Origin of the sequence: Haloferax namakaokahaiae (assembly GCF_042663225.1) — an archaeon.
GTDB classification, from domain to species: Archaea; Halobacteriota; Halobacteria; order Halobacteriales; family Haloferacaceae; genus Haloferax; species Haloferax namakaokahaiae.
This window is the reverse complement of sequence record NZ_JBHTAA010000005.1, coordinates 786,340-813,329: the sequence shown is the minus strand read 5'-3', so window position 1 is coordinate 813,329 and position 26,990 is coordinate 786,340. Positions and strand designations below refer to the sequence as shown.

Genomic DNA, 26,990 nt, shown 5'->3' with positions numbered 1-26,990 from the left:
TAGTCGTCGTCGGGCAGTCGTCAGTGGTTAGTGCTTAGTCGTCGCGGTCAGTCGTCGGCAGCGATTGGTGCCGCTTCGGGCTTCGCGTCCACCTCGACGCGAGCACCTTCCTCGTGAGTCGTCCACGAGAGGTCGCCGTCGTAGTGGAAGGCCGCACCGTCGCGCGTCGGGTCAACCACGGTCAACGAGAGCCAGCCGTTGTCGAGCAATCGAGCCGCGTCGGCGTTGGCTTCGAGGCTGTCGGTCACGCGCTCGACGGGGGCATGAATCACCGTCGAGAGGCGAAGGGGTTGGTGGTACGGCACGTCGTCGGACGCCATGAGCGACTGGAGCGGAAGCCCGGTCATCAGGTCGCCGCCGTTTCCTTGGTAGACGCCGACGTTCCCGACGGGGTTCTGGGTGACTTTCGACCCACTGCCGTACACCGCGTTGTCAACGGTCGAGAAGTAGTACTGGCTGTTTATCCACTGCGTGACGACGAGCGGCCCGCCGACGATGGCGGCGAGCGCCTCGCCCGAATCGTCTTTTTCCCAATCGTACGAGTGGAGGAACGAGCGGCCGTCGAGGTTCACGTCCTGCGTGAGCGAGCGCGGGCCGACGACGAAGCCGGCGTTCCCGGCGAGTCCCCACTCGGGGCGCGTCTCTGCCCAGTCGGCGGCGCGGCGTTCTGCGTCACGAGCGCCCGGCGACGACGCGCCCATCGAATCGGTGCGCTCGGCGGTGGCCCCTTCCTTGGCGGTTTCGAGGTCGGCGCGGAGTTGCTCGACGTCGCGCTCGTGGCTCGCCGGCACGTCGGCGGTGAAGAGCGTCACCTCGTCGGTCGTCGTGTTGTGCTCGCCGGCGACGAAGACGGTGTCGGCCGGGATGTCGAACCCGCGGTCACGGAGCGCGGACTTGACTTCCTCGTCGTTGCAGATGGTGGCGAGGACGCGCGCGCTCGGGCCGCCGGGGTTGCCGGCGCAGGCACCGCAGTCGAGACTCGACTCGAACGGGTTGTTCGAGGTCTGACTGGCGTGGCCGACGAAGGCGACGACGCGGGCGAACTCGTCCCAGCCCATCAGGTCGAACGCCGTCTCGGCGTACTCGACTTTCTCAGCGGTGGACAGCCCGTGCGGGAGCGCACTCTCGCCGTGTGGGTCGTAGTCGAGTCCCGGTTCACAGAAGTCGGCGTGCGACGGAACGCGTTCGTCGGCGGCGTCGAGCAGGTCGTAGACGCGCGACGGAAGGAGCGTCCGCGCGGTGAGCGCGGCACCGTACGCGCTCCCGGTGGTCTCGACGAAACTGAACACGGTCGCGGCGTTCGACGTGAGCGACTTGAGTGCCTTCTTGGCGGCACTCGTCGTCTCAGCCCACGTGTCGTACTGGTCGTGGTCGTGGCCGTGCTCGGCGACCGGTTGGTCGGCGACGAAGTGCTCGGCGTCGAGAATCGGCGGGCAAGCGTCTACCGCGACGTCTGCGTCGTAGCCCTGGTAGCGCATCGGGATACCGAAGAACCCGGCGTAACCGTAGGTCTCGTACGCGCCCGTCGCTTCGATGTGCCGACGGATAATCTCCGAGCGAGTGTCGATACAGAAGACCAGTTGGGCGTCCGGGCGCCCGCCGTCTCCGAGCGTCGGGGCCGACCGAGTCGTCTCGCTCACCGTCTCGACGAGTTGCTCGCGGTACGTCGCTTCCCACGCGCGCAACCAGCACTCGGCGAGTGGAACGCCGTCGTTCGAGCGAGAGTCCCGAGTCGATGCCGCGGTCCACTCACTCGGCGGTTCGAGTGATTCGCCGAGGTGTGCCGTGAGGACCAACCGAGCGGCCAGATACTCCGTGAGCGTAATCGGTGACGCCGTCTCCCAGTCGCGTTCGGTGGCCGCGCGCTGTTTGATGAGTCCCGTCCACCCGGGGAGTCTGCTGAGGTGGTACTCGAAGAGCGGCGTCCACTTCGACTCCGGAACGTCGGCGAGCACCGATTCGATTGCCTCGGTCGGGTCGTCCGGGTAGGCGGCCAGAGCCGTCCGATTCGGGAGCGACCCGTCGTGGCGGGCGACGGACCGAAACGCGGCGTAGAACCCCTGTTCGCGGTTCGGCATCGACCACGAGGCGTGGCCCTCGTCGAGGAAGGCGGCGAGCCACTTCGTCAGGAACTCGTCCACTTCGTCCTGCGGAGTCGTCTCGTCGGTCCCGGGCGACGTCGCTTCGAACTCGGACTCCATCTTCGCCAAGAGCGTCTCCGGGTCCTCGTCGTAGCCGTGTGCCGCTAACTCGCTCCGAAGCGTCTCGGGGTCGATTTGCCCCGCTTCGAAGGCGGCGCGGAACAGCTCGGCGCTCGGATACCCTCGGCCACCGAACAGCGACTCGGCCTGTTCGACGGCCTCGTGGAAGGGCCGGTCTTCGAACCCGCTGAGTGGGTTCGCGGTCACGAACGAGTGGAGCGGCCAGACGCGGCCGACGGTGGTTGCAGCCTGTTCGATGCGGTCGGGTATCGTGTCGTTAGCGTTCATTTGTACTCCTCTCTGGTGGTCAGAACCGTTCCGCGGGCGGGCGTCGTCGCGTTCACGAGCGCCACGTAGAGGCGTTGACTCCGCTGGTAGACCCCGCTCTCGATAGCGAGGTAGGCCGCGACGAACCCCACGGCGACGACGAGGTGGACGACCGTCAGTTCGGCCGGTACCGTCACGAGCGGGACGCCGACGAGCGCGTGCTCGATGAGCGTGTACACCCACCCGTAGATGGCGATTGCCGGGAGGAAGACCAACGCGACGCCTCCGTACCGAAGCGCCGCCGGAAGCGACGAGTGCTGGACGACCTCACGGGAGGCGTGCATCGTCGTCAAGACGACGAGTCCCGCGAGGAGCACACCGCTGTCGAACGCCGTCCCTTCGCCGGTGAGCGTGGCGAAGATGACGCCACCAGCGAGGGCGGTCAGCACCGTCACGGCGACTCCGGCGAGGCCAAGCGAGTTCGTCTCTTTGTCCTTCGCGTGTGGACTCGTGCGCTCGACGGAACTCCCGGCCGAGAGGAACTGGTAGGCCTTGTAGAAGCCGTGGAGGATGAGGTGCGTGATAGCCGCGCCGAAGAAGCCCAGTCCGGCCTGCACGAACATGAAGCCCATCTGGCCGACCGTCGAACAGCCGAGTTTGCCCTTCACGTCGGTCTGGACGGTCTTCAGAAGCTTTCCGAGGAGGGCGCTCGTCGCGCCCGCGACGACGATGACGAGCATGAATCCGTCATCTGCTGTGACGACCGGTGCGAACCGGAGCAAGAGGATGCCGCCGGCGTTGACGAATCCGGCGTGCATGAGTGCCGACGCGGGCGTGGGCGCGGTCATCGACGAGAGGAGCCACGTGTGGAACGGGAGGAGCGCCGACTGCACCATCGCGGCCAACAGGAGTACCGCCGCGGTGGCGAGTACGATGGCCGAGGGCGTGACTGCCGAGGCGGTGACCGCGGAGACGGTCGTCGCGCCCGTCTCCCACCACAGCAGTCCGAAGGCGACGGCGAGCAATCCACTGCTCGCACCGAAGTACCGACGGGAAGTCGCGGCGGCGCGGCGGGCTTGCGGCCACGACTCGACGTGTCCGATGAGGCTACTCATCACCAGTCCCATCGTCAACCAGAGTATCGCAAACACGACGAAGGCGTCGGCGGCGACCAGCGCCATCACGACGAGCGTGAACGCGAACACGCGGACGAAGAATTTCTCGAACGCGCTGTCGCCGGCCATGTAGCGCCGCGAGTAACTGTGAACGATTCCGCTGAAGAAGGTCACGACGACCCACATCACGACGGTTAGGCCATCGACGGCGAAGAGACCCCACAGCGACCACGTCTCGGTGTTCGTCAGTCGAACCGCGGTCACCGCGACGCTCACGAACCACAGCGCCCACACGACTCGCGTGAGGGCCGCAGGCAGCCGTGACGTCGAGAGCGTTGGTCTCGGGAGCGGTCCGATTCGTGGTTGTCTCGTCTTCTCTGTCATCGGTTGTGGAATGTGGTTATCCTGTGGTCACCCCGGGACGATGGTGGTGAACACAGATTGTCCTTATCTCGACATAGACACGAACGTATTGAGTAATAAATCCACCCATCGGAACATTTTGTTCGCAATTCTCTCCAAGGAGAACGCAATGGTAAATGATGACAAATACCTAGATGTCCCGAGCGACCGCCTGACAACGCGGTTACTACCATCATTGCGCGCCTCGCGTGCGTGAACTACCAGCTAACGCTGGCGATACTGAGTTGGTGGTGACCACACCGGCGAGCGAACAGTTCGACGATCGAACTGCCGAATCGAGAACAGAATGTGAACGGGGCGAACGGTCGTCGTCGCAGAAGAGGGTTCGTCAGTCGTCGTCGCCGTTGCTGCGGGTGAACCCACCGAACGGAGTCGTCTTGTGCGTCCGGACGAGCACTTCGTCGGCGACGGTCAATCCGAGGTCGAGGAGTTCCTGTGCGACCGGGGTGATGTCGTCGTCGTTCTCCCCAACGACGGTGACGAGGAGGTTCTTCTCGCCGGTGACCAACTCCTGAACGGAGACGACGCCGTCGATGGCCAACACGTCCTCTATCTTACTCCCTCGCTCTGGAATCGGTGCGGTACAGAACAGGAGCATCTGGAGCGGATAGCCCGACTTCTGGTAGTCGATTGCCGCGTGGTAGCCCTTGATAATCTCGCGCTCTTCGAGTCGTTTGATTCGCTTTCGGACGGTGCTGTCCGACGTGCCGGACCGTTCTGCGATTTCGCTCGACGACAGATTTCGCGCGTCCTCCTGGAGCGCGTAGAGAACCGAGCGGTCCACGTCGTCGATGTCGTCGGTTGCCATATTGGTACGTATCAGCGCTCTGAGAAAGATATTTTGTTCTGGGAGGTGGCTCAGCGCCCGTTCGAACCGGTGTCGCCGTCGTGCTCAGCGTCGCCTCGGTCGTTGGCGGCGTCTCGGTCGTGGTCAGCGTCGTCTCCGTCGTCTTCCACTGTTCGGTCGGCTTCGTCCGACCCGTTGGCATCGCCGTCTTCGTCCATCTCTGCCTCGTCGTCATCGTCCGAAACGTCCCTGTCGTCGTTCTGCGATTCTTCGACGCCATCCTGCCCGTTCGACCGGGAGACGGGACCTGCGTAGACGAACGGATCTGCGGGTTCGTCGTCCGCATCGTCTGCCTCGGTCGCCGTCGCCTCTTCGTGGTCGGTGGCTGTCGAGACGCCGAGTGCCGCCTGTCGAGCGCGTCGGCGCTGTTCGCGGCGAGCGACGAGCGCCTCGCCGAGTCGTCCGTTGAGCGTCTCCTGGAGCGTGGTCGCAACGTCGGCGTCGATATCGACTGCCGCGGCGTCGCCGCCGACCAACGAGAGCGTCCCCGCGGTGTCGGCGGTGACCGTCGAAACGCGCCAGCGACGTTGGAAGGGCGAGCGCCGCTCGATAATCGTCTGGATTCGGTAGTACGGGACGAATCGCATCGTCCGTTTCCAGAAGCCGTTTCGCGTCACGAAGTGGTCCTCGGTGAGTCCGTGGCCGCGGTGCCGCCACTGGTAGACGCCCGCTAGAATCGCACCGGGGAGCAGGACGAGCGGCGCGTACCACGGAATCGCCTGCGGGAGGAACCAGTCGAGACCGTAGAGACCGGCCGTGAGCGCTACCACAACGAGTGAGTTGCGGACCGCATACCGGCGGCGGATTCGCGTGGGGGGTCGTTCGAACTCGGGCGGTTCGACGCCTTCGAGGTCGGAGACGAGCTGGAGGACGCGTTCGCGCCGCGAGAGTGGAATCGCCGCTTCGGACCCGCGTCCGGAGCGACTCGACCCGGAACTGTCGCCACCGGGGGTGTACCCCGCCGTCTCGACGTAGAGCGTCGCATAGCCGAAGTAGCGTTTCAACGGGTTGTCCTCGATGGTGAGCGTCTGGAGTTTGTCGAGCGGAATCGACCCGTTGTACCGCTGGAGCAGGCCGCGTTCGTACTGGAGTTCGTCGCCGACGCGAGTGAGTCGGAAGCCGTAGTAGTTGAACACGGCCGTGACGAACCCGGTCGCCCACGCGATGAACGCCACGAGGAGGACCAACCCGCCGATGCCGACGAGTAAGGCGGCGAGTCCCGTGAGCGGAATCGGAACGTCGGAGAGCGACGCGAGCACCGGGAAGATACTCGACCCGAAGACGGCCACCACACCGAGCAGACGAGGGTCGAACGACAGCGCGCCGACGATGGCGAGTTCGCGCGGTGCCAACTCGAAGAGCACCTCGCGTTCGGGTTCTCTCGTCTCGCCTGCGGCCTCACCGCGCTTCAGTCGGGCGACTTCGCGCTGGATGCGGAGTGCCTCGTCGTAACTGACGAAGTGCAGACTCCCTTCGGTGTCGTCGCCCCCGGCGGTTTCGAGGTCCACGGCGGCGATATCGAACAGTCGCTGCGCGATGTTGCGCGAGATATCGACGTTCTGGATGCGCCGGTAGGGAATCTCGCGGTTTCGGCGCGAGAACACACCCGAGCGAATGTCGAACGTGTCGGGCGTGAGTTCGTACTCGAATCGCTGGTAGCGCGCGAACTCGAAGCCGACGATGACGAGGATGACGACGCCCGCCAAGGCGATGCCGCCGAGCGCGCCGAGGAGACCGCCGAGCGCCGCTCCTCCGGAGAAGGCGAAAAACGCGAGCGCGAAGACGATACTGATGCTCCGCTGGGCGGCCCGATACGGCACCGAGAGGAGCGACAGTTGGGTCATACCGCGTCGTCGCCCTCGGCGCGGATTGCGAGGCGCTTGAGTTGGTCTTGAAGGTCGTCGGCGCTTTCGAGTGCGAGTCCGGGGACAGACACGTCAGCGCCGCGGGAACCCGCCGTGTAGACGATGGTCGATGCGAGACCGATGATGCGTTCGGTGGGGCTTCGTCTGGTATCGACGTGCTGAATCCGGACGAACGGTACCACCGTCCGGACTTTGGTGAGCACCCCGCGTTCGAGGTACAGCGAATCGTCTCGAATCTCGTACTGCCACGCGCGGTACCGGAGCAACGCACTGGCGACGCCGACGACGAGGACGAGACCGCCGAGACCGACGGCCGCGACCACCGAACTCACCGGAAGCGGAACCGGCGCGAACCTGGTCGCAAGCGCGACACCACCGCCGACGACGAGCGCGAGAATCCCCGCGCGGAGAAGCCACAGAAGCCGGATTCGAGGGTGCAATCGAGTCATCGCACGTCCTCCGTTCGCAGAATCATATGGTCACCTCTCAGTGAATCGCTAAAAATCTGTGGCCGACGACCCGTCCAAACCGACTCACGGCGTGGCCGCGATGTGGCGTTCGATACGTTTGCGCGCGGTGTCGATGACCTCGCCGAGGTCGGCGAGTGTCGAGAGCGCCGGGTAGCGAACGTCGAGGTCGTCGTAGAAGAACAGCGTCACGTCGGCGTGGAGCGGCGAGAGTGCACGACGGTGCGCCATGATGGTCGTCTGCCGCCGCGAGACGAGTCGGTCGAGTCGCTCCTGTAAGTCGCCGACCGACTCGTACAGCGCGCACAGCGCTTCGAACCCGCGGTCGGGGAGCGGCACCTCGTCCAGTTCGCGCAGTCGAGCGTGGATTTCGGCCGCCTCCTCGCGGACGTTTTCGAGCGACGACGACTCGGCATCGACGATTTCGATGAACTCCACGCGCTCGACGTACGAGGCGGTCGCCGCAGAGACCATTCGCTGGTGAAGCGGTTTCGAGAGCGACTGCGACGAACAGAACACCGACGCGACGTCGGGGCCGAACTCTTCTCGGAGGCTCGTCTCGAACGTGTCGCCGTACTCGGATTCGTAGTGCGGGACCGACATGACGGTCCGCTCGTAAGAGCGCCGAACGCGCTGGAGTGACGACGTCGTCTGCTGTCGCGCGTTCACGAGCGGCGGCGTGGTCTGCGGTGCAGCGACCTGTTGATTCGCCAGGTCGGCGTGAAACGAGCGGAACGCTTCGCGCTCATCGACACAGCGACGGCGTTCGGTTCGAAGGGCGCGGTGGGCGGTTTCGAGGCGTTCGAAGGTCAACGCCATCGAATCGCCCCCGGAACGTCGGTGCCGACGTGCGGACTCGGCGTCCACTCGCTCACCAGCGGGAACGACGAGAGGACGCCGCGGTCTGCGTGTGCGGCGATACCTTGGCCGTGCGCGCTCCCGCTCTTGGCGCGCGTGTAGGCCTCTGCGGTGCCGCGTTCGTCTGCCAGCGGCACCAGTCGAATCTCGGTCCCGTTGCGAGTGATATCCGCGACGAGGAACGCCTGTGGGAACGAACACGTCGCGGGCGCGATGAACTCCCGGACGCCGTCGCGGACGGTGGTCGCCGGCCAGTGGATGTGTCCTGAGAAGACGAGCGGAACGTTGTGCCGGGCGAGGAGTTCGACGAGTTCGTCGGCGTTCCGAAGTTGGTAGAAGTCGCCATCGGGGAACTGGCCGGTGTGTTGTCGCGGGTGGAAGAGGTTGTGGTGGAGGGCGACGAGCGGGTTCGTCGCGTCAGCGAGGTGGTCGTCGAGCCAATGGAGGTGGTGGTCGGGAATCACCCCCTCGTGAGTGTCCAGGAGCGACAGGTCGTCACCGCCGCTTGCCGAGTCGAGACCGATGAGGTCGATGTCGTTTACGCGCGTGTGAAACGGGAGCGACCCCGGTGCGTAGCGGTCTGCGAACTCGGTTGGCGTGGGCGAGTCGTCGTCCTCCCACTGCTTGGGAACGTCGTGGTTGCCGGGAACGGAGAACCACGGCCCGGCGAACGAGTCGAGGAGTGAATCGAGGGCGTCGTACTCTGCCGGTCGGCCGTCGCGCGTCAGGTCGCCGAGAAAGACCGTCGCGTCCACGTCGAGCGTCTCGATGGTTACGAGCGCCGTTTGCAGTCGGTCTTCGGTTCGGTGGTACACCTTCCACGTCCCCGTTCCCGTTGGCGTCACGTGCGGGTCGGAGACGAGCGCGAGACGCGTGGGCGTCCGCGATACCGGACGCGCGACACGCGCCACGACCGGACCCGGTTCGGACGCGGGGTGGGACATCATCGTTCGATTGTCCGGCTGTAGGTCCCGAGTTCGGTCGTCCGGTGGACGCGAATCTGCCCGGAGTCTCGGCACAGTTCGATGCGAAGTGATGTCTCGGCGACGGCGACCTCATCGTCCCGTTGCATACAGGACTACCGACTCGGAGGGAGAAGATAAACATATCGTACAAAATATATATTCTAGATGGTATGTATAGATACTCTACGTAGTGCTACGGAGTTCAATTGAGCAGCAAGCCGGCGTCGATGAGGAGAAAGACGGCGACGACGGCGGCACCGAGGTAGAACGGTGCGGCCTTTTCGGCGGGTGTTCGGACCTTCTTCTGTTCGAGTCCGTCTTTCGCCCGACCGTTGGCGATTTCGACGAGCGCCGTCAGGACGAACCACAGCGCGAGCATCGTGAGCACGAGGTGACCGCGGCCGGAACCAGTGAGCGACCCGACGGTGTAGCGCGTCCCCGCGAGGTGGCCGCCGGTGACGAACATCAAGAGCGCGGCGATTCGAGACCCCATCGTCAGTCGGGAGATGATCGCTTCGAACGCAGCGGCGCGGATGTTGCCTGCGCGGGCGGTCGGCAGGACCGCGACGGCAAAAAAGAGGACGCTTCCGGTCCACAGGCCGCCGACGAGCAGGTGCACTGTCGCCATTACGGTATCGATAAGTGCCATACCGAGTGCTTCGTTCCTCGATGCTTGAACGTTTCACTTCCCGGTCGTTACCGGAGCGGCCACGGCAGTTCGGCTGTCACGCCCACTTCCTTCGCGTAGTGGACGAGCGGCTTGCCGGCGGGGTGCTCGAACCCGCAGGCTTCGAACAGCGTGTTCGCCCGTACTTCGAGCGTCGCCGTTTCGAGGGGCCACGGTTCGTGGGCAATCTTTCCGACGAGGATGGGCCACTCGTCGGTGTAGAATCGGTAGTTCTCGGCGAGAAATTCGTCGAGCGAGCCGGGTTCCGCCGTTCGGGGATCGCCGTCTGGCCGGCAGGTCACGTCGATGTGTGAGGCGGGATTTCCGTCGATGCCGGGGCGATAGCTCTGGACGGTCACCGACCCGTCGTGTGCTCGCAGCGACATCGTCGCGCGATGATACGGAAGCCGAGTCGTCACCCGTGCGAGTGCGACCGCGAGCATGTCGGCCGCATCGAGCGTGAAGAAGTAGACCCCCCGTTCGCCACCCGCCGCGGGTTCGACGTAGGTTCGCAGGTTCGCTTCGGGAAACGAGAGGCTGGCCGGCAGGCCTCGGGGCCTGACGCCACCCATCTGGAAGGTGACGACGCTGAGCCACGCCTGTCCGTCGTACGTGGCGACCGTGAGGTCCGCCGGGAGTCGGGATTCGACGACCGACGGTTCGACGGGCCAGTGGGCGAACACCGTGTCCCGCCACCGCATCGAGAGCGCGTCCATACGGTGGCTACGAACTACCGAACCGAGTGGGTTTCGGCAGGGCACGCAGGGTGCCGTAACGCCCACCTATCTGCCGGCCGAACGAACGGTATGGTCCTCAACAACGCGAGCGACACGTTCGACATCGGCGGCGAGACGACGGTCCACCGACTCGGCTTCGGCGCGATGCGACTCACGGGCGAGAACATCATCGGCGAACCCGACGACGTGGCCAACGCGAAGAGAGTCCTCCACGAATCCATCGCCCGCGGCGTGGACCTCATCGACACCGCGGACTCCTACGGTCCCGCCGTCTCCGAGCGTCTCATCGGCGAGGCCCTCGCACCCTACCCCGAAGACCTCGTGGTCGCAACGAAGGGTGGCCTGCTCCGAAACAAGCAGGGAGACTGGAAGCCGAACGGCGACCCCGACTACCTCAGAAACGCCCTCTTGGGCAGTCTCGACCGCCTTCGAACCGACAGCATCGACCTGTATCAGTTCCACCGTCCGGACCCGGACACGCCGTTCGAAGACTCCGTCCACGCCCTCGCGGAGATGAAAGACGACGGCCTGATTCAGCACGTCGGTCTCTCGAACGTCTCGGTCGAGCAGTTGGACGAGGCCCGCGACATCGTCGAGATTGCGACCGTCCAGAACCGATACAACGTCGGCGACCGAGATTCCGAAGCGGTCCTCGACGCGTGTGAGGACGCGCACATCGGCTTCATTCCGTGGTTCCCGCTCGGGGCGGGCGACTTCGAAGCGAAAGAAGGCGACGTGAACGCCGTCGCCGCGAAACACGACGCGACGCCGCAACAGGTCGCACTCGCGTGGTTGCTCCAGCGGTCGGACGTGATGCTCCCGATTCCGGGCACCTCCAGCGTCTCGCACCTCCGCGACAACGTCGCGGCCTCACACCTCACGCTCGACGAGGAGGATATGGCGCGTCTCGACGAGTGAGCGTGCACTGCCCCGTCTGCGACACCCCATCAGACTCCGTCTCTGTACACGACCGCGGACTGATGGTGAACTTGCTCGACAACGCCCGCTATCGGCGGGTTTGCTTCGAACCGTTCGAGAGAGACGGCCGTCCGCACGTCCGATTCTATCACCACACCCACGAGCAGGTGGGCGCGGGTGACGTCGAACTGACCGACGCCGAACCGACCGACGCCGAATCGGCCGACTAACTTAGCTCCACGGCCGCTCGGTGAACTCGCCGGCCTCGATTTCGCGCTCGATTTCGCGGAGCGTCGCGTCGTCCACGCTCACGAGGTGGCACAGCGGGTGGCCGGGTGCGGCGACCGGATTCTGGAGGACACCGACGACGAGACCCGTAAACGGCGCGGAGACTCGTCGCTCGCGCGTCTTGAAGTGGTCCGAGATGGTGCAGATGGTGTCGCCCTCGTAGACGAGCGGCACGTCGCCGTACTTCATCTCGACGAGACCGCCCACGTCGGCACGAAGCCACGTCTTGTCCTTCGCGGAGTCGATGATTCGCGTCCAACCGGGCCAGTGAACCGCCTCGTCGGGGAGGACGCCGTACTCGGCGAGAACGCTCTCGACGCCGTCCAGCGCCCGGTCAACGAGCGCGAGTTGGAAGCGGTGAGCGCGGCCCATCTCGACGGTGATCATCGGGATGCCGTCGTTCGTCGCAACCGTGCGAAGCGACCCCGATTCGGCCTCGCCGGAGAGGATGAGGTTCGCGCCGAACGAGCGGGCGAGTCTGGCGACTTCGGGGCGGTTCATGTCCGCGCGGACGTGGTACATCGTCGTTCGATTCCGCGTTGACGTATGAAAATCGATGCCGACGTCGCAGGGTTCGACGAATCGACGGTAGATTTGATTCGCCATCCGTTCGGCGGTGTTCGCGCCGTCGCGGCCCGGGAACGAGCGATTGAGGTCGAGGTCGTAGATAGGGATGTAACGTTGTTGGGCGAGGTAGCCGGGCACGTTGGCGACGTGGATACAGACGAGCGTGCCGTGGATGTCTGCCGGTGAGTAGGTGTCTGCGACCTCTTGCATCACCTTCACGCCGTTGAGTTCGTCGCCGTGGAGGGCGGCGTTCATGAACACCTTCGGGCCGGGGTGCTCGCCGTTGATGATAGTGACCGGAATTTCGACTGGGTCACCGAGGTACGTCTCGCTGATTTCGTAGCGGACGTGACGGGTCTCGCCCGGTGGGACTTCCGCGTCGTACCGGAAGGGTTCGGGTTCCATTACCCGACAGTCAGCGAGACGCGACATTAAAGATGAGTGCCGGATTTTTGAGCTGATTTTTACGTCATCGGGCCGATACCGGTGTCATGACAGTCTCGCGTCTCGAAGACCCGCTCGATATCGGGCGGGTGACCCTCCCGAATCGGCTGTACCGGGCACCGCTCTTGGAGTGCGCCGGCACGGATTCGAACACCGTCGAGACGCTCGTCTCCGAACTCGAACCAGCGGCACGAGCAGGTGCCGGACTCGTCTGTCAAGGGGCGACCATCGTCGCTGACGAAGGCGGGTGTGCGGCACCGGGGATGACGCGAGTCACCGACCCCGAGTTCGTCGCCGGCCTCCGCGAACTCACCGACCGAATCCACGACCACGGCTCGAAACTCGCTATTCAGTTGGAACACGGCGGCCTGCGGAGCATGGAGACGTGGCACGCCGCGTATCGAGACGCAAACCCAACTCTCCAGCAACTCGCCGTCTCGCCGGTCCCGCGCCCCCTCCGACTCCTCGACCGACTCGGCTTTCTCGACTACGACGCCCACGTCCTCGACACCGACGAGGTGTACGACCTCGCCGCGAATTTCGGCCGGTCGGCGGCGATGGCCGTCGATGCGGGGTACGATATCGTCCACATCGCGGGGGCGAACATGGGCATCGTTCACCAGTTCCTCTCGCCGTTCTACAACCGCCGGAGCGACGAGTTCGGCGACGGTCCGCGGTTCCTCGAAGTCGTCTACGACGAGATTCGCGCTCGCGCGGGCGACGTGCCGGTGATGACGAAAGTCCCCGCTGAGACGGCCGCACCGCCGGGACTCGGCCCGCACCTGAGCGAGGACGATACAGTCGTCATCTGCCGACGACTGGCCGACTACGGCTACGACGCGCTGGTCCCCGTCTCCGGGTCCGTCGTCTGGGACGCGAGCATCGTTCGCGGGTCGTATCCGGCGCGAGCGTGGGACGACGAGCGCTACCAATCTGGGTACGAGTCGGCGTTTGGCGGGAGGCTTCGGTCACGCCTCGTCGCCCTCGGCAATCGAGTCGAGGCGTGGTGGTACGACTTCGACCCGGCGTGGAACGCCGAGTTGTGCCGTCGCGTCCGTGACGCCGTCTCGGTCCCCGTCCTCTGCGAGGGGGGCATCCGCGAACGCGGTGAAATCGACCGCTTGCTCGGCGATGCGTGCGATGCGGTGGGGATGGCGCGGCCGTTCTACGCCGAACCGGAACTCCCGGCACGATTGCTCGGCCGCGATGCGAACCCGGAGACGCGGGTCGTCTGCGAGAGTTGTAATAACTGTGCAGTACCGCAGGTCACCGGTGCGCCGGGCGTGTGCCGAACACCCGCCGTGCTCCGCGCCGCGGGCGAATTCAGAAAGTCGGGGGCCTACGACCGACCGGGAAAACCGGTGGATGACGTACCGACGGACCCGGAGGGTTAATAAGTCGTACCTCAGTCAATTGAGGTAATGGCGCGCGACCGGTCTGCGATGGAGTCAGCCCACCTGTCGGCGGTGCTCGACGCGCTAGACGACACGGACGCACGAGCCATCATCACGGGACTCGAAGAACCAATGACGGCGAGTGAAATTTCCGACGTGTGCGACATCCCGCTCTCGACGACCTACCGCAAGTTAGACCTCCTGACCGACGCGGCGTTGTTGCGAGAGGGTACACAGATTCGTGCGGACGGCCACCACGCGACCACGTACGAAGTCGCGTTCGACGAGGTGAGAATCGCACTCACCGAGAATCGAAACTTCGTGGTGGATATCGAACGACCAGAGCGCGCGCCCGAAGACCGCCTCGCGGATATCTGGTCTGCAGTTCGGAGGGAAACGTAAATGGGACACCTCAGTGGTTCACCGACGGTTGCAACGCTCATCATCATCGTCAAGACGGGGATTCTCATCCTCGGGAGTTTGATCACGTACTTCAGTTTCAAGGCGTATCGCCGGACCGGTTCGTCGGCGCTTCGAGCCTTGGCACTGGGGTTCGGTATCGTCACCTTCGGCGCACTCCTCGCCGGCGCGTTCGACATGCTGCTGTCTATCGACCTCGCCACCGGCGTCCTCATCGACGCGGTGTTGACCTTCATCGGATTTGCGGTCATCACCTACTCCCTCTACGTCGAGTGAGTCGTGTGTCGGTCGGACACGACACCCGACTCCGTCTCTACTCGGTTTCGGTGATTCTCTCCGCCGAGTGTCGTTTCTCTCCCGCCAGTCACCGTGTTAGCTACCGCGTAAGTCACCGTGAATTAGTGAGCAGTGAGCCGTGTGCACACTCAAACCACGATATTGTATTGTTCTAAATTTACAAAACTCTTATTTCGGCTCGGCCTGTATCGTGGTGTATGTCCGACGAAGAACTGGAATCCATCCGCCAACAGAAGCGCGACGAACTCGCCGCAAAAATCGAGGGAGAAGCGTCTGAGGGCGGCAAATCTCCCGGGGTGCCGAGCGAACCGGTCTACGTGAACGGAGCCGAAGCCTTCGAAGACACCGTCTCGAAGTACGATGTCGTCCTCGTAGACTTCTACGCAGACTGGTGTGGCCCGTGCAAGATGCTCGAACCCACGGTCGAGCGACTCGCCGCCGAAACTGACGCGGCAATCGTGAAAGTCGATATCGACCAGAACCAGCAACTCGCCATGCAGTATCAGGTTCGGGGCGTCCCCACCGTGATGCTCTTTTCGGACGGCCAACCCGCCGAACGCCTCGTCGGCGTCCGCGGATACGACGACTACGAGCGCCTCATCGACTCGCTTCTCGCGTAAGTTCGACTCATTTTCTGGGTGACAGCTTATCGCACTCTCGCGCGAAGGTGAGCTATGGAATTCGACGTGGAACCCATCGACATCGGGTCGCGCGCGCCGACGGTGCTTCTCAACGAGGCCGACGCCGCCGACCTCGGCGTCCACGCGGTCGAGCGCGTCCAACTCCGGCACGCGAACGGCACCTCGGTCGCCATCGTCGAACTCACCGACAAACTCGTCTCGCCCGGCGTCCTCGGCGTGACGCGCCGCCTCGGCCACATCGAGGGACCGGTGGCCGTCTCGATTGCGCCACAGCCCGCTTCCGTCTCGGCGATTCGCAAGAAACTCGACGACATCGAACTCGAACATCACGAACTCCACCAACTCGTCCGCGACATCTACGAAGAGCGACTCGCCGACGTGGAACTCGGTGCGTACGTCTCTGCGGTGTACGCCAACGGACTCTCGCTCACCGAGACGACGCATCTCACCGAGTGCATGGCCGCTATCGGCGAGCAAATCCAGTGGCCCGAGCCAATCGTCGCCGACAAGCACTCTATCGGTGGCGTCGCGGGCAACCGTGTCACGCCCATCCTCGTCCCCATCGTCGCCGCGGCGGGCGTGAAAATCCCGAAGACTTCGTCTCGGGCGGTCACCTCCGCGGCGGGGACGGCCGATACGATGGAAGTGCTGTGCGACGTGGATTTCTCTATCGAAGAGATTCGGGACATCGTCGAGGACGTCGGCGGGTGTCTCGTCTGGGGCGGCGCGGTGAACCTCTCGCCGGTCGATGACCGCATCATCCGCGCCGAGACGCCGCTTTCTATCGACCCGCGCGGGCAACTCATCGCCTCGGTACTCTCGAAGAAGAAGAGCGCCGGCTCGACGCACGTCGTCATCGACATCCCCTACGGCGAGGGCGCGAAAGTCCTCTCGCTCGCGGACGCACGGGAGTTGGCGAGCGATTTCAAGCGCGTCGGCGAGCACCTCGCCATGCACGTCGAGTGCGCTATCACGAACGGCGCTGGCCCGGTCGGCCGCGGCGTCGGTCCGCTGCTCGAAGCGCGCGACATCCTCGACACCTTCGCGGGCGAGGGACCGGCCGACCTTCGAATCAAAGCTATCCGCCTCGCTGACTTGCTGTTCGAATCGGTCGGCGTCGATGCGAATGCAGCCCACATACTGGATTCGGGTCGCGCAGAGGCGACGTTCCGGGCGATTATCGAAGCCCAGCGCGGCGACCCGGATATCAGCGTCAGCGACCTCGTTCCCGGCGAACACACCCATCGCGTCTACGCCGACCGGGCCGGCGTCATCACCCACATCAACAACGTCTACATCAACGAAATCGCTCGGCGGGCGGGCGCACCCAAGGACCCCGCGGCGGGACTCAGACTCGGACACCGTCTCGGCGACAACGTCGTCGAGGGAGACCTGCTCTTTACGGTTCACGCCGAGTCGCCCGACAAACTCGCGGATGCGAGAAAGCTCACGGAACGAGTCGAAGCCGTTCGCGTGCGACACCCCGACGAGGCGCTCATCGACCGCGTGTGAGTCGAGTTCGGGTTCGGGTTCGGGTTCGGGTTCGGATTCGGATTCGCGGACTCGATTGCCGCTATCACTTTTCTCGGTGAAGCGCGTAGAATGCGTATGACCGACCGCGTCAATCCCGAGGTTCGACGAGTGGCGGACGATATCGACACCATGGAGATTCGCGGTGCGGCGACGATTGCGGACGCGGCCGCCCGCGCCCTCCGCGTGCAGGCTCTCGAGAGCGACGCGTCCGACCCCGCGACCCTTCGTGCCGACCTCCGCGCGGCCGCCCGGACTCTCGTCGAAACCCGACCCACTGCCGTCAGCCTCCCGAACGCGCTTCGGTACGTCCTTCGCGGCGCGACCGGCCAGACCGTCGAGGAGATTCATGAGAACGTCGAGGCGACGGCGACGGAGTTCTGCGCGCGACTCGACCGCGCCCAGTCCGACCTCGGACAGGTCGGCGCGAACCGCCTCCGCGACGGCGACATCATCATGACCCACTGCCACTCCACCGACGCGCTCGCCTGTGTCGAGGCGGCGGTCGAACAGGGAAAACACATCGAGGCGATCGTCAAGGAGACCCGCCCGCGGAATCAGGGCCACATCACCGCGAGAGAACTCCACGAGATGGGCGTCCCCGTCACGCTCATCGTTGATTCGGCGGCCCGGCGCTACCTGAACGACGTGGACCACGTGCTCGTCGGCGCGGACGCCGTCGCCGCCGACGGGAGCGTCATCAACAAAATCGGGACGAGCGGTCTCGCGGTCAACGCCCGCGACAGGGGGACGCCGATAATGGTCGCCGCTCAGACGCTCAAACTCCACCCCGGAACGATGACCGGCCACACCGTCGATATCGAGATGCGCGACACTGACGAAGTCATCGACGAAGAGACGCTGGCCGAACTCGGTTCTCCGACGGTGAGAAATCCAGCATTCGACGTGACGCCGCCGCGCTACGTCGATGCAATCGTCACCGAGCGCGGGCAGTTCCCGCCCGAGAGCATCGTCATGCTGATGCGCGAACTGTTCGGCGAGCACACGACCGAACCGTGGGTCGAACCGGCGTAGGTCACTGCGTGCCAGCGATAGTCGCCATCACTTTCATCTCCGCTTTCCGGAGGTGTTCGGCCGCCGTACTCGGCGAACACGCGAGCCGCTCCGCGACCGTGGCTACCGACCCCTCCCGCGGTTCGTGGTAGTATCCACACGCCACGGCGGCCTCGACTGCTTCGCGCTGCCGAGGCGACAACTCGACCGACCCGAATTCTGTCGGTCCCGTGTACTCTCGGACCTGTTCGACTTCGATTTCGATACCGTCGGGCGTCAGGTCGATAGCCGATTGAAGCGCCTCGTTCGTCCCCACGATTGTGACCGAAATCGTCCCGTCGCCGTCGAAGACGACCGGTGGGACGACGACGAGACCGTCCTGCGTGAAGGCGGAAGTCAAGCGGATGCTCTCCCCGTCGAGCCGTTCTCTCACGACGATGAAAAAGGAGTCTCCGGGGAGTTGTGCCACCTCGTGAGAGAGAACCGTGGGACTCGCCGTGAGTGCCTCCTCGTAGGCGTCGATATCTGCCCCGACCACTTCGAAGACGAGCGTGTTGACCTCGCTCCTGGCGGGATTCCAGTGACGAAGTCGAGACTGCTCGAAGCCCTCGTGTTCGACGACGAAGCCGTGCATCGGATGAACGTATCGCTCGTCTGGCTGGAGACGGAGTTCGACCGACTTCATGACACTATGTTGAACGATGGTGTGTATAAAAACCGGCCGCACGGGTGAGGCAGAACGACGAACCGCGTCCCGGACGATTGTTCACTCGTCTACGCGATGTCACTCGACCGCCCGCACGCGACGACCGAAGTGGCTGAGACACACCCGACCAGTGACGACTTCAGGAGCGTCCTCGGCGACGCCGTCCTCGCCATCGACGACCACGTCCACGCGCCGGTGGTCGAGATTCGCCCCGACGAAGTCGCCTCGTCGCTCACCACGCTGCGCGACGAACTCGGCTACGACCACCTCTCGTGTGTGACCGCACAGGAGTACGAAGACCGCTACGAGTCGATTTATCACCTGAAATCCTACGCCGACCCGACCCGCGAGGTGAGCGTCGTCGTTCCGACGCCTCGGGCCGACCCGGTGAGCGAGTCGGCGTCGTCGGTGTTCCGAACCGCCGAGTGGCACGAACGCGAGGCCTACGACCTCGTCGGTATCGAGTACGCGGACCATCCCGACCTGCGCCGGATACTCCTCCCGGAGACGTGGCAGGGCCACCCCTTGAGTCTCGACTACGACCAGCGCCGCCCGCAGATCGTCACCTACGACGAACACGCCAACCCGTTGCACGAAGACGGCCGAGTCGGCCAGAACACGATGCTCCTGAACATCGGCCCGCACCACCCGGCGACCCACGGCGTCCTCCACCTGCAGGTGACCCTCGACGGCGAGCAGGTCGCCGACGTCGAACCCGATATCGGCTACATCCACCGCTGTGAGGAGCAGATGTGCCAGCGGGCGACGTATCGCTACCAGATTATGCCGTACCCCGACCGCTGGGACTGGGGCGGCGGCGGACTGTTGAACGAGTGGGCCTACGCTCGCGCGGCCGAAGCGCTCGTCGATATCGAGGTACCGGAGTACGCACAGGTCGTCCGCACGCTCGCGGCCGAGTTGAGTCGAACCCTCTCGCACATGCTCGCGCTGGGCGCGTACGCCCTCGACACAGTGGGCGATTTCACCGTTATCTTCCAGTACGCGCTCCGCGACAGAGAAGTCGTCCAGAACATCCTCGAAGACTTGACGGGCCAGCGACTCATGTTCAACTACTTCCGCCTCGGCGGCGTCGTCTGGGACCTTCCCGAACCCCGCGAGGCGTTCTTCGAGAAGATTCACGACTTCGTCGAGAGTCTGCCGGCGAAACTCGAAGAGTACCACGACCTCCTGACCGCGAACGAGGTGTTGCAGGCGCGGACCGTCGATACTGGCATCCTCCCGCCCACAGTCGCAAAATCCTACGGCGTCACCGGCCCGGTCGCTCGCGGCTCCGGCATCGACTACGACCTTCGCCGCGACGACCCCTACGGCTACTACGAGAACCTCGATTGGAACGTCGTCGTCGAAGACGAGTGTGACAACTTCTCACGCCTGCTTGTTCGCCTCCGTGAGGTCGAGGAGTCGGCGAAGATAATCCAGCAGTGTGCCGATCTGCTCGAAGACTGGCCCGAAGACGAGCGCACGATTCAGGCGAACGTTCCGCGCACGCTCAAACCCGACGAGGACACCGAAGTGTACCGGGCGGTCGAAGCGGCGAAGGGCGAACTCGGCATCTACATCCGTTCGGACGGGACGAACACGCCCGCTCGCTTCAAGATTCGCGGGCCATCGTTCTCGAACTTGCAGGCACTCCCCGAGATGGTCGAAGGCGAGTACATCCCCGACCTCATCGCTTCGCTCGGCAGTCTCGATACGATTATGGGCGAAGTGGACCGGTAGCCGGCGCTCGTGCCGGCGTCACTGACTCAGTCGTCCGTCGGCGACGCGGGACCCTGTCTATCACCCGAGCCATCGGCGACGGCCTGGTGTTCGGACTGTGACGACGCGGCGGGTGTCGATTCGGCCGCCGTGTGAGTGTCTCCTCCGCGCTCGCTTCCACTTCCGCCGGTGTCGCCGACTTCGAACCGGCCGACGAGGTCGTTGAGTGACTCGGCCGACTTGGACACCTGTTTGATGTTGTTCGTGACTTCGTTTATCGCCGCAGTCTGCTCTTCGGTCGCCGCGGAGACCGTCGCCGTCTCCGACGTCGTCACCTCGCTCACGCCCGACACGTCGTCAACCATCGAGACGACTTCTTCGGTGGAGACCGCCTGATTCTCTGCCGCCTCGGATATCTCCTCGACGCCGTGTTCGGCCTCTCGAATCGCATCGGAGATGTCGTCGAACATCTCGATTGCGTCGCCGATAGTCGCAGAACCGCTCTCGACGCTCGCCTGCATCGACTGCATGTCTTCGACAGTCTCGTCGGCCCGGTTTCGGACGGCGTCGATGCGCGCTTCCACCTCGTCGGTCGCCTCGCTCGCCTCCTTGGCGAGTGCCTTGATTTCGTTGGCGACGACCGCGAAGCCCTCGCCGGCCTCGCCCGCTCGGGCGGCCTCGATGGAGGCGTTGAGCGCGAGCAGGTCCGTCTGCTCGGCGATGTCGTTGATGAGTTGGACGATTTCGTTGATTTCGGAGACCTGTTCGCCGAGGCGCTCGACCCGTTCGACCGCTTCGTCGGCCTCGGTCTCGATAGTCGAGATTTCGTCCGTCGCATCGGCGGCGTGTTCGCGGCCGTCGTCGGCGAGCGACACGGCCTGATTGGCGGTTCGAACGACGCCGTCCGCGGACGCGGCGACCTCCTCGATGGTCGCCGAGAGGTCGTTCATCTCGTCGGCGACCGTCTGGAGACGGTCGGTCTGTTGTTCCGCCCCGTGGGCGATTTCTTCTATCGACCGCGCGGTCTCCTGACTCGCGGACTCTATCTCTTTCGCGCTCGAGACCGTCTCGTTGCTCACCGCCGCGAACTCGTCGGCGACGGCCTGGACTTCGACGAAGCCGTCTTGGAGTTTCTGAATCCCGCTGTCGAGGTCGGTCATGATGGCACCGAACTCACCGGGAAGGTCGGTCTGGATGTCCTGGTCGAGGTTCCCCTCACCGAGTTCTCGGCCGGCGTCCCTGAGTTCCGAGACCTGTCGCTGGAGGTTCGCTTGCATGTCGTCGAACGCATCGACGAGTTCACCGAGTTCGTCGTCGTTGGCGTCGATTTCGACGCTGTCGTCGAAGCGGCCACGGGCGAGCGACTGTGCGCGGTCTCGGAGCGCCTCTATCGGCTCTGAGAAGTACCGAGCGGCGACGTAGCCGACGCCGACGACCACGACGAGAATGCCGGCCATCAACAACAGGATCGTGTTCCGTGCGGAGTCCGTCTGGTCGCTCATGGCCGACCCGAGTTGGGCCACGGGCGTCGTCACGTCGGACTCGGGGACCGTCGCAACGAGCGTGTACTGGGCGTTTCCGAAGTGCAGTGGCGCGTAGCCCACGTAGTACTGCGACTCGTCGCCACTGTTTCCAGTCGGTTCGTAGGTGCTGAGGCCCGTCTCACCGTTCATGACGTACGATTGGGTGGCGACTTTCCCTTCGACCCCGTCGAGCGAGTCGGCGGCGTCGGTCAGGAGGATGCCTCTCTCGTTCACGATAGTCAAGTGGCCGCTCTCGCCGACGGTGATGTCGTCGATGAGCGCATCGATGAGTTCGAAGTTGAACAGGAGCGTGATGGTCCCCGAGAACTCCCCGTCGCGGTAGATTGGGGCCGTGACGGTGGCGACTGACTGCCCATCGACTGAGTGAACGCTCCCGACGTACACCTTGTCCTCGTTCAGTTCGCTCGCTCGCTGGAACCACGTCTCGTCGGCGTAGGACGTGTCGGTGACTGATTCGGTCACAACGCTCCCGTCGTCGGCACGTTCCGAACGGACGATTCCCTGCCCAGTCTCGTCGGTGAACAGAACCTCGTCGTAGGCGGGGCGCTCCTCGTCGTCGATGGTCACCGAACGAGTGGTGAGGTAGCTCTCGAACGAATCGTTAATGTCACTTTCGGCATCCGCGACGGCGGCCGTCTGGAGTTCGTAGTAGTAGACACTCGGGGCGAGCACCCAGTCGAAGTCTTCGTGGTACGCGTACGCGACGAACTTCTCCTCGACGGGATTGCCCGCTTGCGTGGTGTCTTCCCACTCGTATTCGACGATTCCCCACTTCTCGCCGCTTCGGATGGCGGGGTCGGATTCGATGGCTGTAGAGACCTGATTGAACTCCGCTATCCCGGCGTCATCGACGGCGTTGACGCCGTCGTCTAGACTGTGGTGGATGACGAAGTCGAGGTCCCCGTCGAGGACGAACGCGTAGCCCGTGTTACCGATGTAGCCGGGGTGGAACTCGTCAGCGAGCGTCCCGTCGGACTGCACGCCGCCCCCGGCCGTGCCGGCGAGTCGCGCTTCGACTGTGTCTTTGACCTGCTGTTGCTGTTCCGGGGTCAGTTCGTCCCAACTCTTCCCGCCGTACTGTTCTGCGAGCACCGTCTGCTTCGTGGTTTCGACGGTTGCGCGCATCTGGAGCGCCATGTATCCGAGTTGCTTTTGGCTCTGTTCTTGGACTAACTCCATCTCCCCGGCACGGGCGGCCTGATAGTTTTGGACCGGTGCCGACCCCGCCAACGCGCGGGCGTCGATGCGACGAGCGTCGAGGAGGTTCTGTATCTCCTCTTGGCGGGCACCGACAGTGTCGTTCAAGTCTCCCGTGATTTGCCGTTCGAGGGTCGCTTCGCTCTGTTCTTGTGCGTAGTCGCCAATACTACCCATGTTTTGAACGCCTGCCATACCGACCACTGATACCGGTATCAGAGAGATGGCGAGACAGAGCGCGATAAGCTTCGTTCGGATTTTCATGGTTCGTCGTGTTTCGACCAATCCCGATTCGAGCCGCAAAGCGCCAGTTGGGCTGGTATTCGGTCGAAAAGCTCTGTCTCACCCTGAGAAAACAACTGTATAAAACTCACGCGCCGATTATCGTGACCGATACTCACCGCTCGTTTCGGCCATCAGAATCTCGATACTCGGGGTCGAACCTCGACCGATATTGTAAAAATCGCCGACAAGCGTTCGAGGTCTGTCACGTTGTGGCAACAGTTGCCAACCGGTGCATCCATCCCAGTCGGGCGTGCAGGGAGAGGCCGATTAGCGCGGCGTCTCGGTTCCCCACTTGTCGAGCGCGACGGCGAGTTCGGGCGTCTCTTCGGCGGCCTGTGAAATCGACTCGCCAGCGACGTACGCGTCGATAGCCGCCCGAAGTGCGACTGCACCTGCTTTGGTGCCGTCGGGGTGACCGTGGATGCCGCCACCGAGTTGGACACAGACGTTCGTCCCGGTCGCATCGAGGAGGTCCGGAACGAGACCGGGGTGCAGGCCGCCGGAGGCGACCGGAAGCACGTCGGTCATGCCGTGTAGGTCGCCGGCGAGCCACTCGTTGATTCCGACGGTGTCCTCGTTGGCGAGTTTGCCGAGTCCGGCCGTCCCGGTGTGGAGTTGGTCCACGCCGCAGAGACGGGACACCTGGGCGAGCACGCGCATCGAGACGCCGTGGGTCGGCATGCGGTCGAACGCGGCGTGCATTGCTCGGTGGGCGTGGATGGCGATGCCGTGTTTCTCGGTGCGCTCGCGGACGGTCTGGAGACCCGCCCACCCGGCGGTGATGATATCGACCATGACATACTCGCCGCCTTGCGCGGCGACTTCGTCCACTCGGTCGAGCATCGTGTTCGTATCGGCGGTGACGTTGATGAGGTACGATTTCACCTCGCCCGTCTCGTCCTGCGCGTCGTCGCGGAGCGCGAGCGACTCGGTGAGCCTGTCGGAGAAGGGGTTGAACGCCTGGTCCGTGAGGTTCTCGTCGTCCTTCAGGAGGTCCACGCCGCCGACCCACGCGTCGTAGCCGATTTCGGCGTGCGCCTTCGTCGAGAGACCGACTTTCGGCTTGGGAACGGTGGCCGTGATTGGCCGGTCGGTGACGCCGAAAATCTCCTCGCGGACCGACGAGCCGAGGAGCGGGCCGGGATAGGTGGAGACGACCGATTCGGGCCACTCGCAGTCCACGAGACGAATCGTATCGACCGCTTTCATGCCCATGATGTTGCCCGCGATGCAGGAGAGCACCTGCGGCATGTTTCCGGGTTCGAACAGGCCGGCGGGGTAGGCGACTTTGATGACGTCGCCGTCGATAGCGAACGCCGTCGCGCCCATGTCGGTGAAGTCCGCGCCGGTTCGCAGGGCGGCCCACGTCCCGTTGGAGGATTCGGATGCCACCCGGCTTGCCGCCGCTTCGGTGCTCATTCCGGTCGCGGGGTCGATGCGGAACGTACAGACGAGTTCCTCGCTGGAGGGTTCGTAGTTGAGGTCGAGGAAGTCTTCGTAGGTGATACCCATAACCCGCTTCTACGCGACGTGGGAGCATAAAACGGCATCCCGAGTGGACCTTTCTGCGTTCACACCGCCAACTGTCTCTAGTCACCTACGGCGACAGCAACGCCCGAACTTCTCTGAACTGCGGGACATCGACTTCGAGCACGCCACACAGTGCATCTGCCGCCCCGAGCAACCACTCGGCGCGCTCGATACGCGATTCGAGGTCGCCCGGTCCGATTCGGTACTGGTCCACGAGGTCGTCGATACTGACGCCCTGCGACCACTCGTGGAGGATTCGCGCCGTCTTGACCGCCGTGAGCCACTTCTCGAACGACTCGGCCTCGCCCATCGCCGTCGTGAACTCGGCGGCGTGGCTACGAGCGTACTGGTACATCAGCGCCCGTTCGCGGTTGCCGAGGTAGGTATCGAGCATGTCGGGCGTATCGCAGACGACTTCGAGTGCAGTTCGCGCCGTGACGTGCTCGTCGGCCATTCCCTCGATGGTTCGGATGCCATCGACGATTGCCGCCCCGGAGGAGGGCGAGATGTACTGCCGAGAGGTCTGGAGACCGAGTGGCGTCGCCGAGAGTGTCTCGCCGTCGCCTTCGATATCGAGCATCTCCATCTCGGCGAGTTCGACCACGATATCCCGAACGAGGTCGGTCAGGTCGCCGTCGGGGTTCTGGTGGGCGTAGTAGGTCGCCGAGAACACGTCCGCAACTCCCTGCAGGGAGTCGGCGAAGTCGGAGGCGACGACCGAGAGGACGTGCGTTCGCAGGGCCTCGGGGTCGGCGAACTGCGAGTGAATCGCTTCGGCATCGGCCTCGACGTATCGAACTCGAAGGTCGTCTTTCGTGCTCTCGTCGCCGACGAGGACCGCCTCGCCGTAGGGGTCGAGGTGGGGGCGGCCGGCGCGGCCGCACATCTGGTGCACGTCCAAAACGGGAATCCACGCCATCTCCTCGCCGGTGTAGCGTTTCTGGTCGCGGATGACGACGCGGCGGGCGGGGACGTTCACCCCCGCGGCGAGCGTCGGTGTCGCGCAGATGACTGACAGCCGTTTCTCGCGGAAGGCGTTCTCGACGGCCATCCGGTGGGCGCTTCGAAGGCCGGCGTGGTGGAATCCGACGCCGGTTCGCGCGCAGTCGGTGAGTCGTCGGCCCGTGGTCGTCCCGCCCAGTTCTTCGAGTTCGTCGGCGAGGTCCGGCGCAGAGCCGATATCTTCGTCGGCGAGTCGTTCGGCGAGCGCCTCGGCCTCGCGCCGAGAGCGGACGAACGCGAGACACTGCCCGCCGTTGTCGATGGCGTCGGCGACGAGCGAGACGGTCGCTTCCGTGTCGCCGTCGTCGTTCGGGCCGAGGGTCGGCACATCGACAGCGAGCGTCGAGCCATCGTCGAACTCGACGGTTCGGTCGCAGTAGACGCCGGTGCGGAGCGAGACGGGTCGCCACATGCTTTGGACCAGTTCGGCATCGAGCCACGACGCGATGTCTTCGGGGTTGTCTACCGTCGCCGAGAGCGCGACGACTTGGAGGTTCGGAACCCGGCGTTGGAGCGTAGCAAGCGTGACCTCTAAGGTGGGGCCGCGGCCGGGTGCGCCGAGCAGGTGGACCTCGTCCACGACGACGCAGGCGAGGTTCTCGACCCACGACGCGCCGTTTCGAATCGCGGAATCGACCTTCTCGCTCGTGGCGACGACGATGTCGTACTCCCCCAAATCCTCGTCCGGCGTGTCGAAGTCGCCGGTCGATATCCCCGCATCGACCCCCGGCAGCGAGTCGAACGTCTCGTACTTCTCGCGGGCGAGTGCGCGGAGGGGGACGATGTACAGACCGGGTCCGTCGGCGGTGAGCATCGCCAACTCGGCGATGAACGTCTTGCCGCTGGCGGTGGGGATTGCGGCGACGACGCGGTCACCGCGGGCGACTCCGGCCTCGACGGCGGCCGCTTGCGGCGGATACAGTTCCTCGATTCCGGCGTCTTCGTAGTGGGCGACGAGGGCCGACGAGAGTGGAAGGTCGCGCACGTGCATCTGTCAACGTCTCGTACCGGACTGACTTAACTATCTTCGCCCACCGGGTACCTGTGAACGTGGGTAACCTCCTGAGTGACTGTCAAGACTG

The 26,990-nt window shown here is 64.4% G+C and carries 24 protein-coding genes; 9 read left to right on the top strand and 15 right to left on the bottom strand.

The features are described 5' to 3' along the window. Nucleotides 1-47 precede the first annotated feature (47 nt). From ACFQJC_RS11730 to ACFQJC_RS11685, 10 genes are all read right to left on the bottom strand, one after another. Nucleotides 48-2,489, bottom strand: a complete 2,442-nt coding sequence (locus ACFQJC_RS11730; RefSeq protein WP_390223679.1) for a DUF2309 domain-containing protein — start codon at nucleotides 2,487-2,489, stop codon at nucleotides 48-50. Continuing rightward, nucleotides 2,486-3,967, bottom strand: coding sequence for a proton-conducting transporter transmembrane domain-containing protein (locus tag ACFQJC_RS11725; RefSeq protein ID WP_390223677.1), 1,482 nt, complete (start codon nucleotides 3,965-3,967; stop codon nucleotides 2,486-2,488). The genes ACFQJC_RS11730 and ACFQJC_RS11725 overlap by 4 nt, the downstream gene beginning before the upstream one ends. A 367-nt stretch (nucleotides 3,968-4,334) precedes the next feature. After that, a complete protein-coding gene (locus ACFQJC_RS11720) occupies nucleotides 4,335-4,814 on the bottom strand; it encodes an Lrp/AsnC family transcriptional regulator (RefSeq protein ID WP_390223675.1) in 480 nt (159 codons plus the stop codon). Nucleotides 4,815-4,864: 50 nt separating this feature from the next. Then, the gene (locus ACFQJC_RS11715; RefSeq protein WP_390223673.1) at nucleotides 4,865-6,697 is read right to left on the bottom strand and encodes a PH domain-containing protein; all 1,833 of its coding nucleotides are present in this window, start codon (nucleotides 6,695-6,697) and stop codon (nucleotides 4,865-4,867) included. Continuing rightward, nucleotides 6,694-7,167, bottom strand: a complete 474-nt coding sequence (locus ACFQJC_RS11710) for a PH domain-containing protein (protein WP_390223671.1) — start codon at nucleotides 7,165-7,167, stop codon at nucleotides 6,694-6,696. Before ACFQJC_RS11710 ends, ACFQJC_RS11715 begins: the two co-directional genes overlap by 4 nt. A gap of 84 nt (nucleotides 7,168-7,251) precedes the next feature. Further along, nucleotides 7,252-8,004 (bottom strand): DUF7260 family protein, encoded by a 753-nt coding sequence (locus ACFQJC_RS11705; protein WP_390223669.1) that lies wholly within the window; start codon nucleotides 8,002-8,004, stop codon nucleotides 7,252-7,254. After that, entirely contained in the window at nucleotides 7,995-8,990 is a 996-nt protein-coding gene (locus tag ACFQJC_RS11700; protein ID WP_390223667.1) for a metallophosphoesterase family protein, read from the bottom strand. The genes ACFQJC_RS11705 and ACFQJC_RS11700 overlap by 10 nt, the downstream gene beginning before the upstream one ends. Further along, entirely contained in the window at nucleotides 8,987-9,115 is a 129-nt protein-coding gene (locus ACFQJC_RS11695) for a hypothetical protein (protein ID WP_390223665.1), read from the bottom strand. Before ACFQJC_RS11695 ends, ACFQJC_RS11700 begins: the two co-directional genes overlap by 4 nt. 95 nt (nucleotides 9,116-9,210) lie before the next feature. Further along, nucleotides 9,211-9,657, bottom strand: coding sequence for a transporter (locus ACFQJC_RS11690; RefSeq protein WP_390223663.1), 447 nt, complete (start codon nucleotides 9,655-9,657; stop codon nucleotides 9,211-9,213). Between the two features lie 47 nt (nucleotides 9,658-9,704). Next, nucleotides 9,705-10,391, bottom strand: a complete 687-nt coding sequence (locus tag ACFQJC_RS11685; protein WP_390223661.1) for a YqjF family protein — start codon at nucleotides 10,389-10,391, stop codon at nucleotides 9,705-9,707. 90 nt (nucleotides 10,392-10,481) lie between these two features. Between ACFQJC_RS11685 and ACFQJC_RS11680 the strand changes: the two genes are divergently transcribed. Together ACFQJC_RS11680 and ACFQJC_RS11675 are read left to right on the top strand one after the other, a co-directional pair. Further along, nucleotides 10,482-11,330 (top strand): aldo/keto reductase, encoded by an 849-nt coding sequence (locus tag ACFQJC_RS11680; protein WP_390223659.1) that lies wholly within the window; start codon nucleotides 10,482-10,484, stop codon nucleotides 11,328-11,330. Beyond that, nucleotides 11,327-11,560: a hypothetical protein gene (locus ACFQJC_RS11675; RefSeq protein ID WP_390223657.1), complete on the top strand. Its 234-nt coding sequence runs from the start codon at nucleotides 11,327-11,329 to the stop codon at nucleotides 11,558-11,560. The genes ACFQJC_RS11680 and ACFQJC_RS11675 overlap by 4 nt, the downstream gene beginning before the upstream one ends. Nucleotide 11,561: 1 nt before the next feature. Here ACFQJC_RS11675 and ACFQJC_RS11670 read toward each other — a convergent pair whose 3' ends face one another. Further along, nucleotides 11,562-12,590 (bottom strand): succinylglutamate desuccinylase/aspartoacylase family protein, encoded by a 1,029-nt coding sequence (locus ACFQJC_RS11670; protein ID WP_390223655.1) that lies wholly within the window; start codon nucleotides 12,588-12,590, stop codon nucleotides 11,562-11,564. An 86-nt stretch (nucleotides 12,591-12,676) separates the two neighbouring features. On the opposite strand from ACFQJC_RS11670, the gene ACFQJC_RS11665 reads away from it, so the two are divergent. The 6 genes from ACFQJC_RS11665 (at nucleotide 12,677) to ACFQJC_RS11640 (ending at nucleotide 17,946) form a co-directional block, all read left to right on the top strand. Beyond that, nucleotides 12,677-14,023: an oxidoreductase gene (locus ACFQJC_RS11665; protein ID WP_390223653.1), complete on the top strand. Its 1,347-nt coding sequence runs from the start codon at nucleotides 12,677-12,679 to the stop codon at nucleotides 14,021-14,023. A 27-nt stretch (nucleotides 14,024-14,050) separates the two neighbouring features. Further along, nucleotides 14,051-14,425, top strand: a complete 375-nt coding sequence (locus tag ACFQJC_RS11660; protein WP_390223651.1) for a helix-turn-helix domain-containing protein — start codon at nucleotides 14,051-14,053, stop codon at nucleotides 14,423-14,425. After that, nucleotides 14,426-14,719 (top strand): DUF7521 family protein, encoded by a 294-nt coding sequence (locus ACFQJC_RS11655; RefSeq protein ID WP_390223649.1) that lies wholly within the window; start codon nucleotides 14,426-14,428, stop codon nucleotides 14,717-14,719. It begins immediately after the preceding gene. A 218-nt stretch (nucleotides 14,720-14,937) separates the two neighbouring features. Next, the gene (gene trxA / locus ACFQJC_RS11650; protein WP_390223647.1) at nucleotides 14,938-15,360 is read left to right on the top strand and encodes a thioredoxin; all 423 of its coding nucleotides are present in this window, start codon (nucleotides 14,938-14,940) and stop codon (nucleotides 15,358-15,360) included. A 54-nt stretch (nucleotides 15,361-15,414) separates the two neighbouring features. Then, complete coding sequence (locus ACFQJC_RS11645) at nucleotides 15,415-16,893, top strand: AMP phosphorylase (RefSeq protein ID WP_390223645.1); 1,479 nt, start codon at nucleotides 15,415-15,417, stop codon at nucleotides 16,891-16,893. Between the two features lie 96 nt (nucleotides 16,894-16,989). Then, complete coding sequence (locus ACFQJC_RS11640) at nucleotides 16,990-17,946, top strand: ribose 1,5-bisphosphate isomerase (protein WP_390223643.1); 957 nt, start codon at nucleotides 16,990-16,992, stop codon at nucleotides 17,944-17,946. Between the two features lies 1 nt (nucleotide 17,947). Here ACFQJC_RS11640 and ACFQJC_RS11635 read toward each other — a convergent pair whose 3' ends face one another. Continuing rightward, nucleotides 17,948-18,610: a helix-turn-helix domain-containing protein gene (locus ACFQJC_RS11635; RefSeq protein ID WP_390223641.1), complete on the bottom strand. Its 663-nt coding sequence runs from the start codon at nucleotides 18,608-18,610 to the stop codon at nucleotides 17,948-17,950. 96 nt (nucleotides 18,611-18,706) lie between these two features. Between ACFQJC_RS11635 and ACFQJC_RS11630 the strand changes: the two genes are divergently transcribed. Further along, on the top strand, nucleotides 18,707-20,371 hold the full coding sequence (locus ACFQJC_RS11630) for an NADH-quinone oxidoreductase subunit D (RefSeq protein ID WP_390223639.1): 1,665 nt from the start codon (nucleotides 18,707-18,709) through the stop codon (nucleotides 20,369-20,371). A 26-nt stretch (nucleotides 20,372-20,397) separates the two neighbouring features. Here ACFQJC_RS11630 and ACFQJC_RS11625 read toward each other — a convergent pair whose 3' ends face one another. From ACFQJC_RS11625 to ACFQJC_RS11615, 3 genes are all read right to left on the bottom strand, one after another. Beyond that, nucleotides 20,398-23,355 carry a methyl-accepting chemotaxis protein gene (locus ACFQJC_RS11625; RefSeq protein WP_390223637.1) on the bottom strand — a complete coding sequence of 986 codons (2,958 nt, stop codon included), beginning with the start codon at nucleotides 23,353-23,355 and terminating at the stop codon, nucleotides 20,398-20,400. A gap of 288 nt (nucleotides 23,356-23,643) precedes the next feature. Then, nucleotides 23,644-24,888 (bottom strand): type III ribulose-bisphosphate carboxylase, encoded by a 1,245-nt coding sequence (gene rbcL / locus ACFQJC_RS11620; RefSeq protein ID WP_390223635.1) that lies wholly within the window; start codon nucleotides 24,886-24,888, stop codon nucleotides 23,644-23,646. An 85-nt stretch (nucleotides 24,889-24,973) separates the two neighbouring features. After that, nucleotides 24,974-26,899, bottom strand: a complete 1,926-nt coding sequence (locus ACFQJC_RS11615; RefSeq protein WP_390223633.1) for a DEAD/DEAH box helicase — start codon at nucleotides 26,897-26,899, stop codon at nucleotides 24,974-24,976. Nucleotides 26,900-26,990 lie beyond the last annotated feature (91 nt).

Bases quoted from the DNA above. Each gene is read 5' to 3' on its own strand.
- ACFQJC_RS11680 (WP_390223659.1), top strand. From the start codon at position 10,482: ATGGTCCTCAACAACGCGAGCGACACGTTCGACATCGGCGGCGAGACG.
- trxA (WP_390223647.1), top strand. From the start codon at position 14,938: ATGTCCGACGAAGAACTGGAATCCATCCGCCAACAGAAGCGCGACGAA.
- ACFQJC_RS11720 (WP_390223675.1), bottom strand. From the start codon at position 4,814: ATGGCAACCGACGACATCGACGACGTGGACCGCTCGGTTCTCTACGCG.
- rbcL (WP_390223635.1), bottom strand. From the start codon at position 24,888: ATGGGTATCACCTACGAAGACTTCCTCGACCTCAACTACGAACCCTCC.
- ACFQJC_RS11725 (WP_390223677.1), bottom strand. From the start codon at position 3,967: ATGACAGAGAAGACGAGACAACCACGAATCGGACCGCTCCCGAGACCA.
- ACFQJC_RS11685 (WP_390223661.1), bottom strand. From the start codon at position 10,391: ATGGACGCGCTCTCGATGCGGTGGCGGGACACGGTGTTCGCCCACTGG.
- ACFQJC_RS11730 (WP_390223679.1), bottom strand. From the start codon at position 2,489: ATGAACGCTAACGACACGATACCCGACCGCATCGAACAGGCTGCAACC.
- ACFQJC_RS11665 (WP_390223653.1), top strand. From the start codon at position 12,677: ATGACAGTCTCGCGTCTCGAAGACCCGCTCGATATCGGGCGGGTGACC.
- ACFQJC_RS11695 (WP_390223665.1), bottom strand. From the start codon at position 9,115: ATGCAACGGGACGATGAGGTCGCCGTCGCCGAGACATCACTTCGCATC.
- ACFQJC_RS11710 (WP_390223671.1), bottom strand. From the start codon at position 7,167: ATGACTCGATTGCACCCTCGAATCCGGCTTCTGTGGCTTCTCCGCGCG.
- ACFQJC_RS11615 (WP_390223633.1), bottom strand. From the start codon at position 26,899: ATGCACGTGCGCGACCTTCCACTCTCGTCGGCCCTCGTCGCCCACTAC.
- ACFQJC_RS11655 (WP_390223649.1), top strand. From the start codon at position 14,426: ATGGGACACCTCAGTGGTTCACCGACGGTTGCAACGCTCATCATCATC.
- ACFQJC_RS11700 (WP_390223667.1), bottom strand. From the start codon at position 8,990: ATGATGTCCCACCCCGCGTCCGAACCGGGTCCGGTCGTGGCGCGTGTC.
- ACFQJC_RS11640 (WP_390223643.1), top strand. From the start codon at position 16,990: ATGACCGACCGCGTCAATCCCGAGGTTCGACGAGTGGCGGACGATATC.
- ACFQJC_RS11690 (WP_390223663.1), bottom strand. From the start codon at position 9,657: ATGGCACTTATCGATACCGTAATGGCGACAGTGCACCTGCTCGTCGGC.
- ACFQJC_RS11705 (WP_390223669.1), bottom strand. From the start codon at position 8,004: ATGGCGTTGACCTTCGAACGCCTCGAAACCGCCCACCGCGCCCTTCGA.
- ACFQJC_RS11635 (WP_390223641.1), bottom strand. From the start codon at position 18,610: ATGAAGTCGGTCGAACTCCGTCTCCAGCCAGACGAGCGATACGTTCAT.
- ACFQJC_RS11625 (WP_390223637.1), bottom strand. From the start codon at position 23,355: ATGAAAATCCGAACGAAGCTTATCGCGCTCTGTCTCGCCATCTCTCTG.
- ACFQJC_RS11670 (WP_390223655.1), bottom strand. From the start codon at position 12,590: ATGGAACCCGAACCCTTCCGGTACGACGCGGAAGTCCCACCGGGCGAG.
- ACFQJC_RS11645 (WP_390223645.1), top strand. From the start codon at position 15,415: ATGGAATTCGACGTGGAACCCATCGACATCGGGTCGCGCGCGCCGACG.
- ACFQJC_RS11630 (WP_390223639.1), top strand. From the start codon at position 18,707: ATGTCACTCGACCGCCCGCACGCGACGACCGAAGTGGCTGAGACACAC.
- ACFQJC_RS11660 (WP_390223651.1), top strand. From the start codon at position 14,051: ATGGCGCGCGACCGGTCTGCGATGGAGTCAGCCCACCTGTCGGCGGTG.
- ACFQJC_RS11715 (WP_390223673.1), bottom strand. From the start codon at position 6,697: ATGACCCAACTGTCGCTCCTCTCGGTGCCGTATCGGGCCGCCCAGCGG.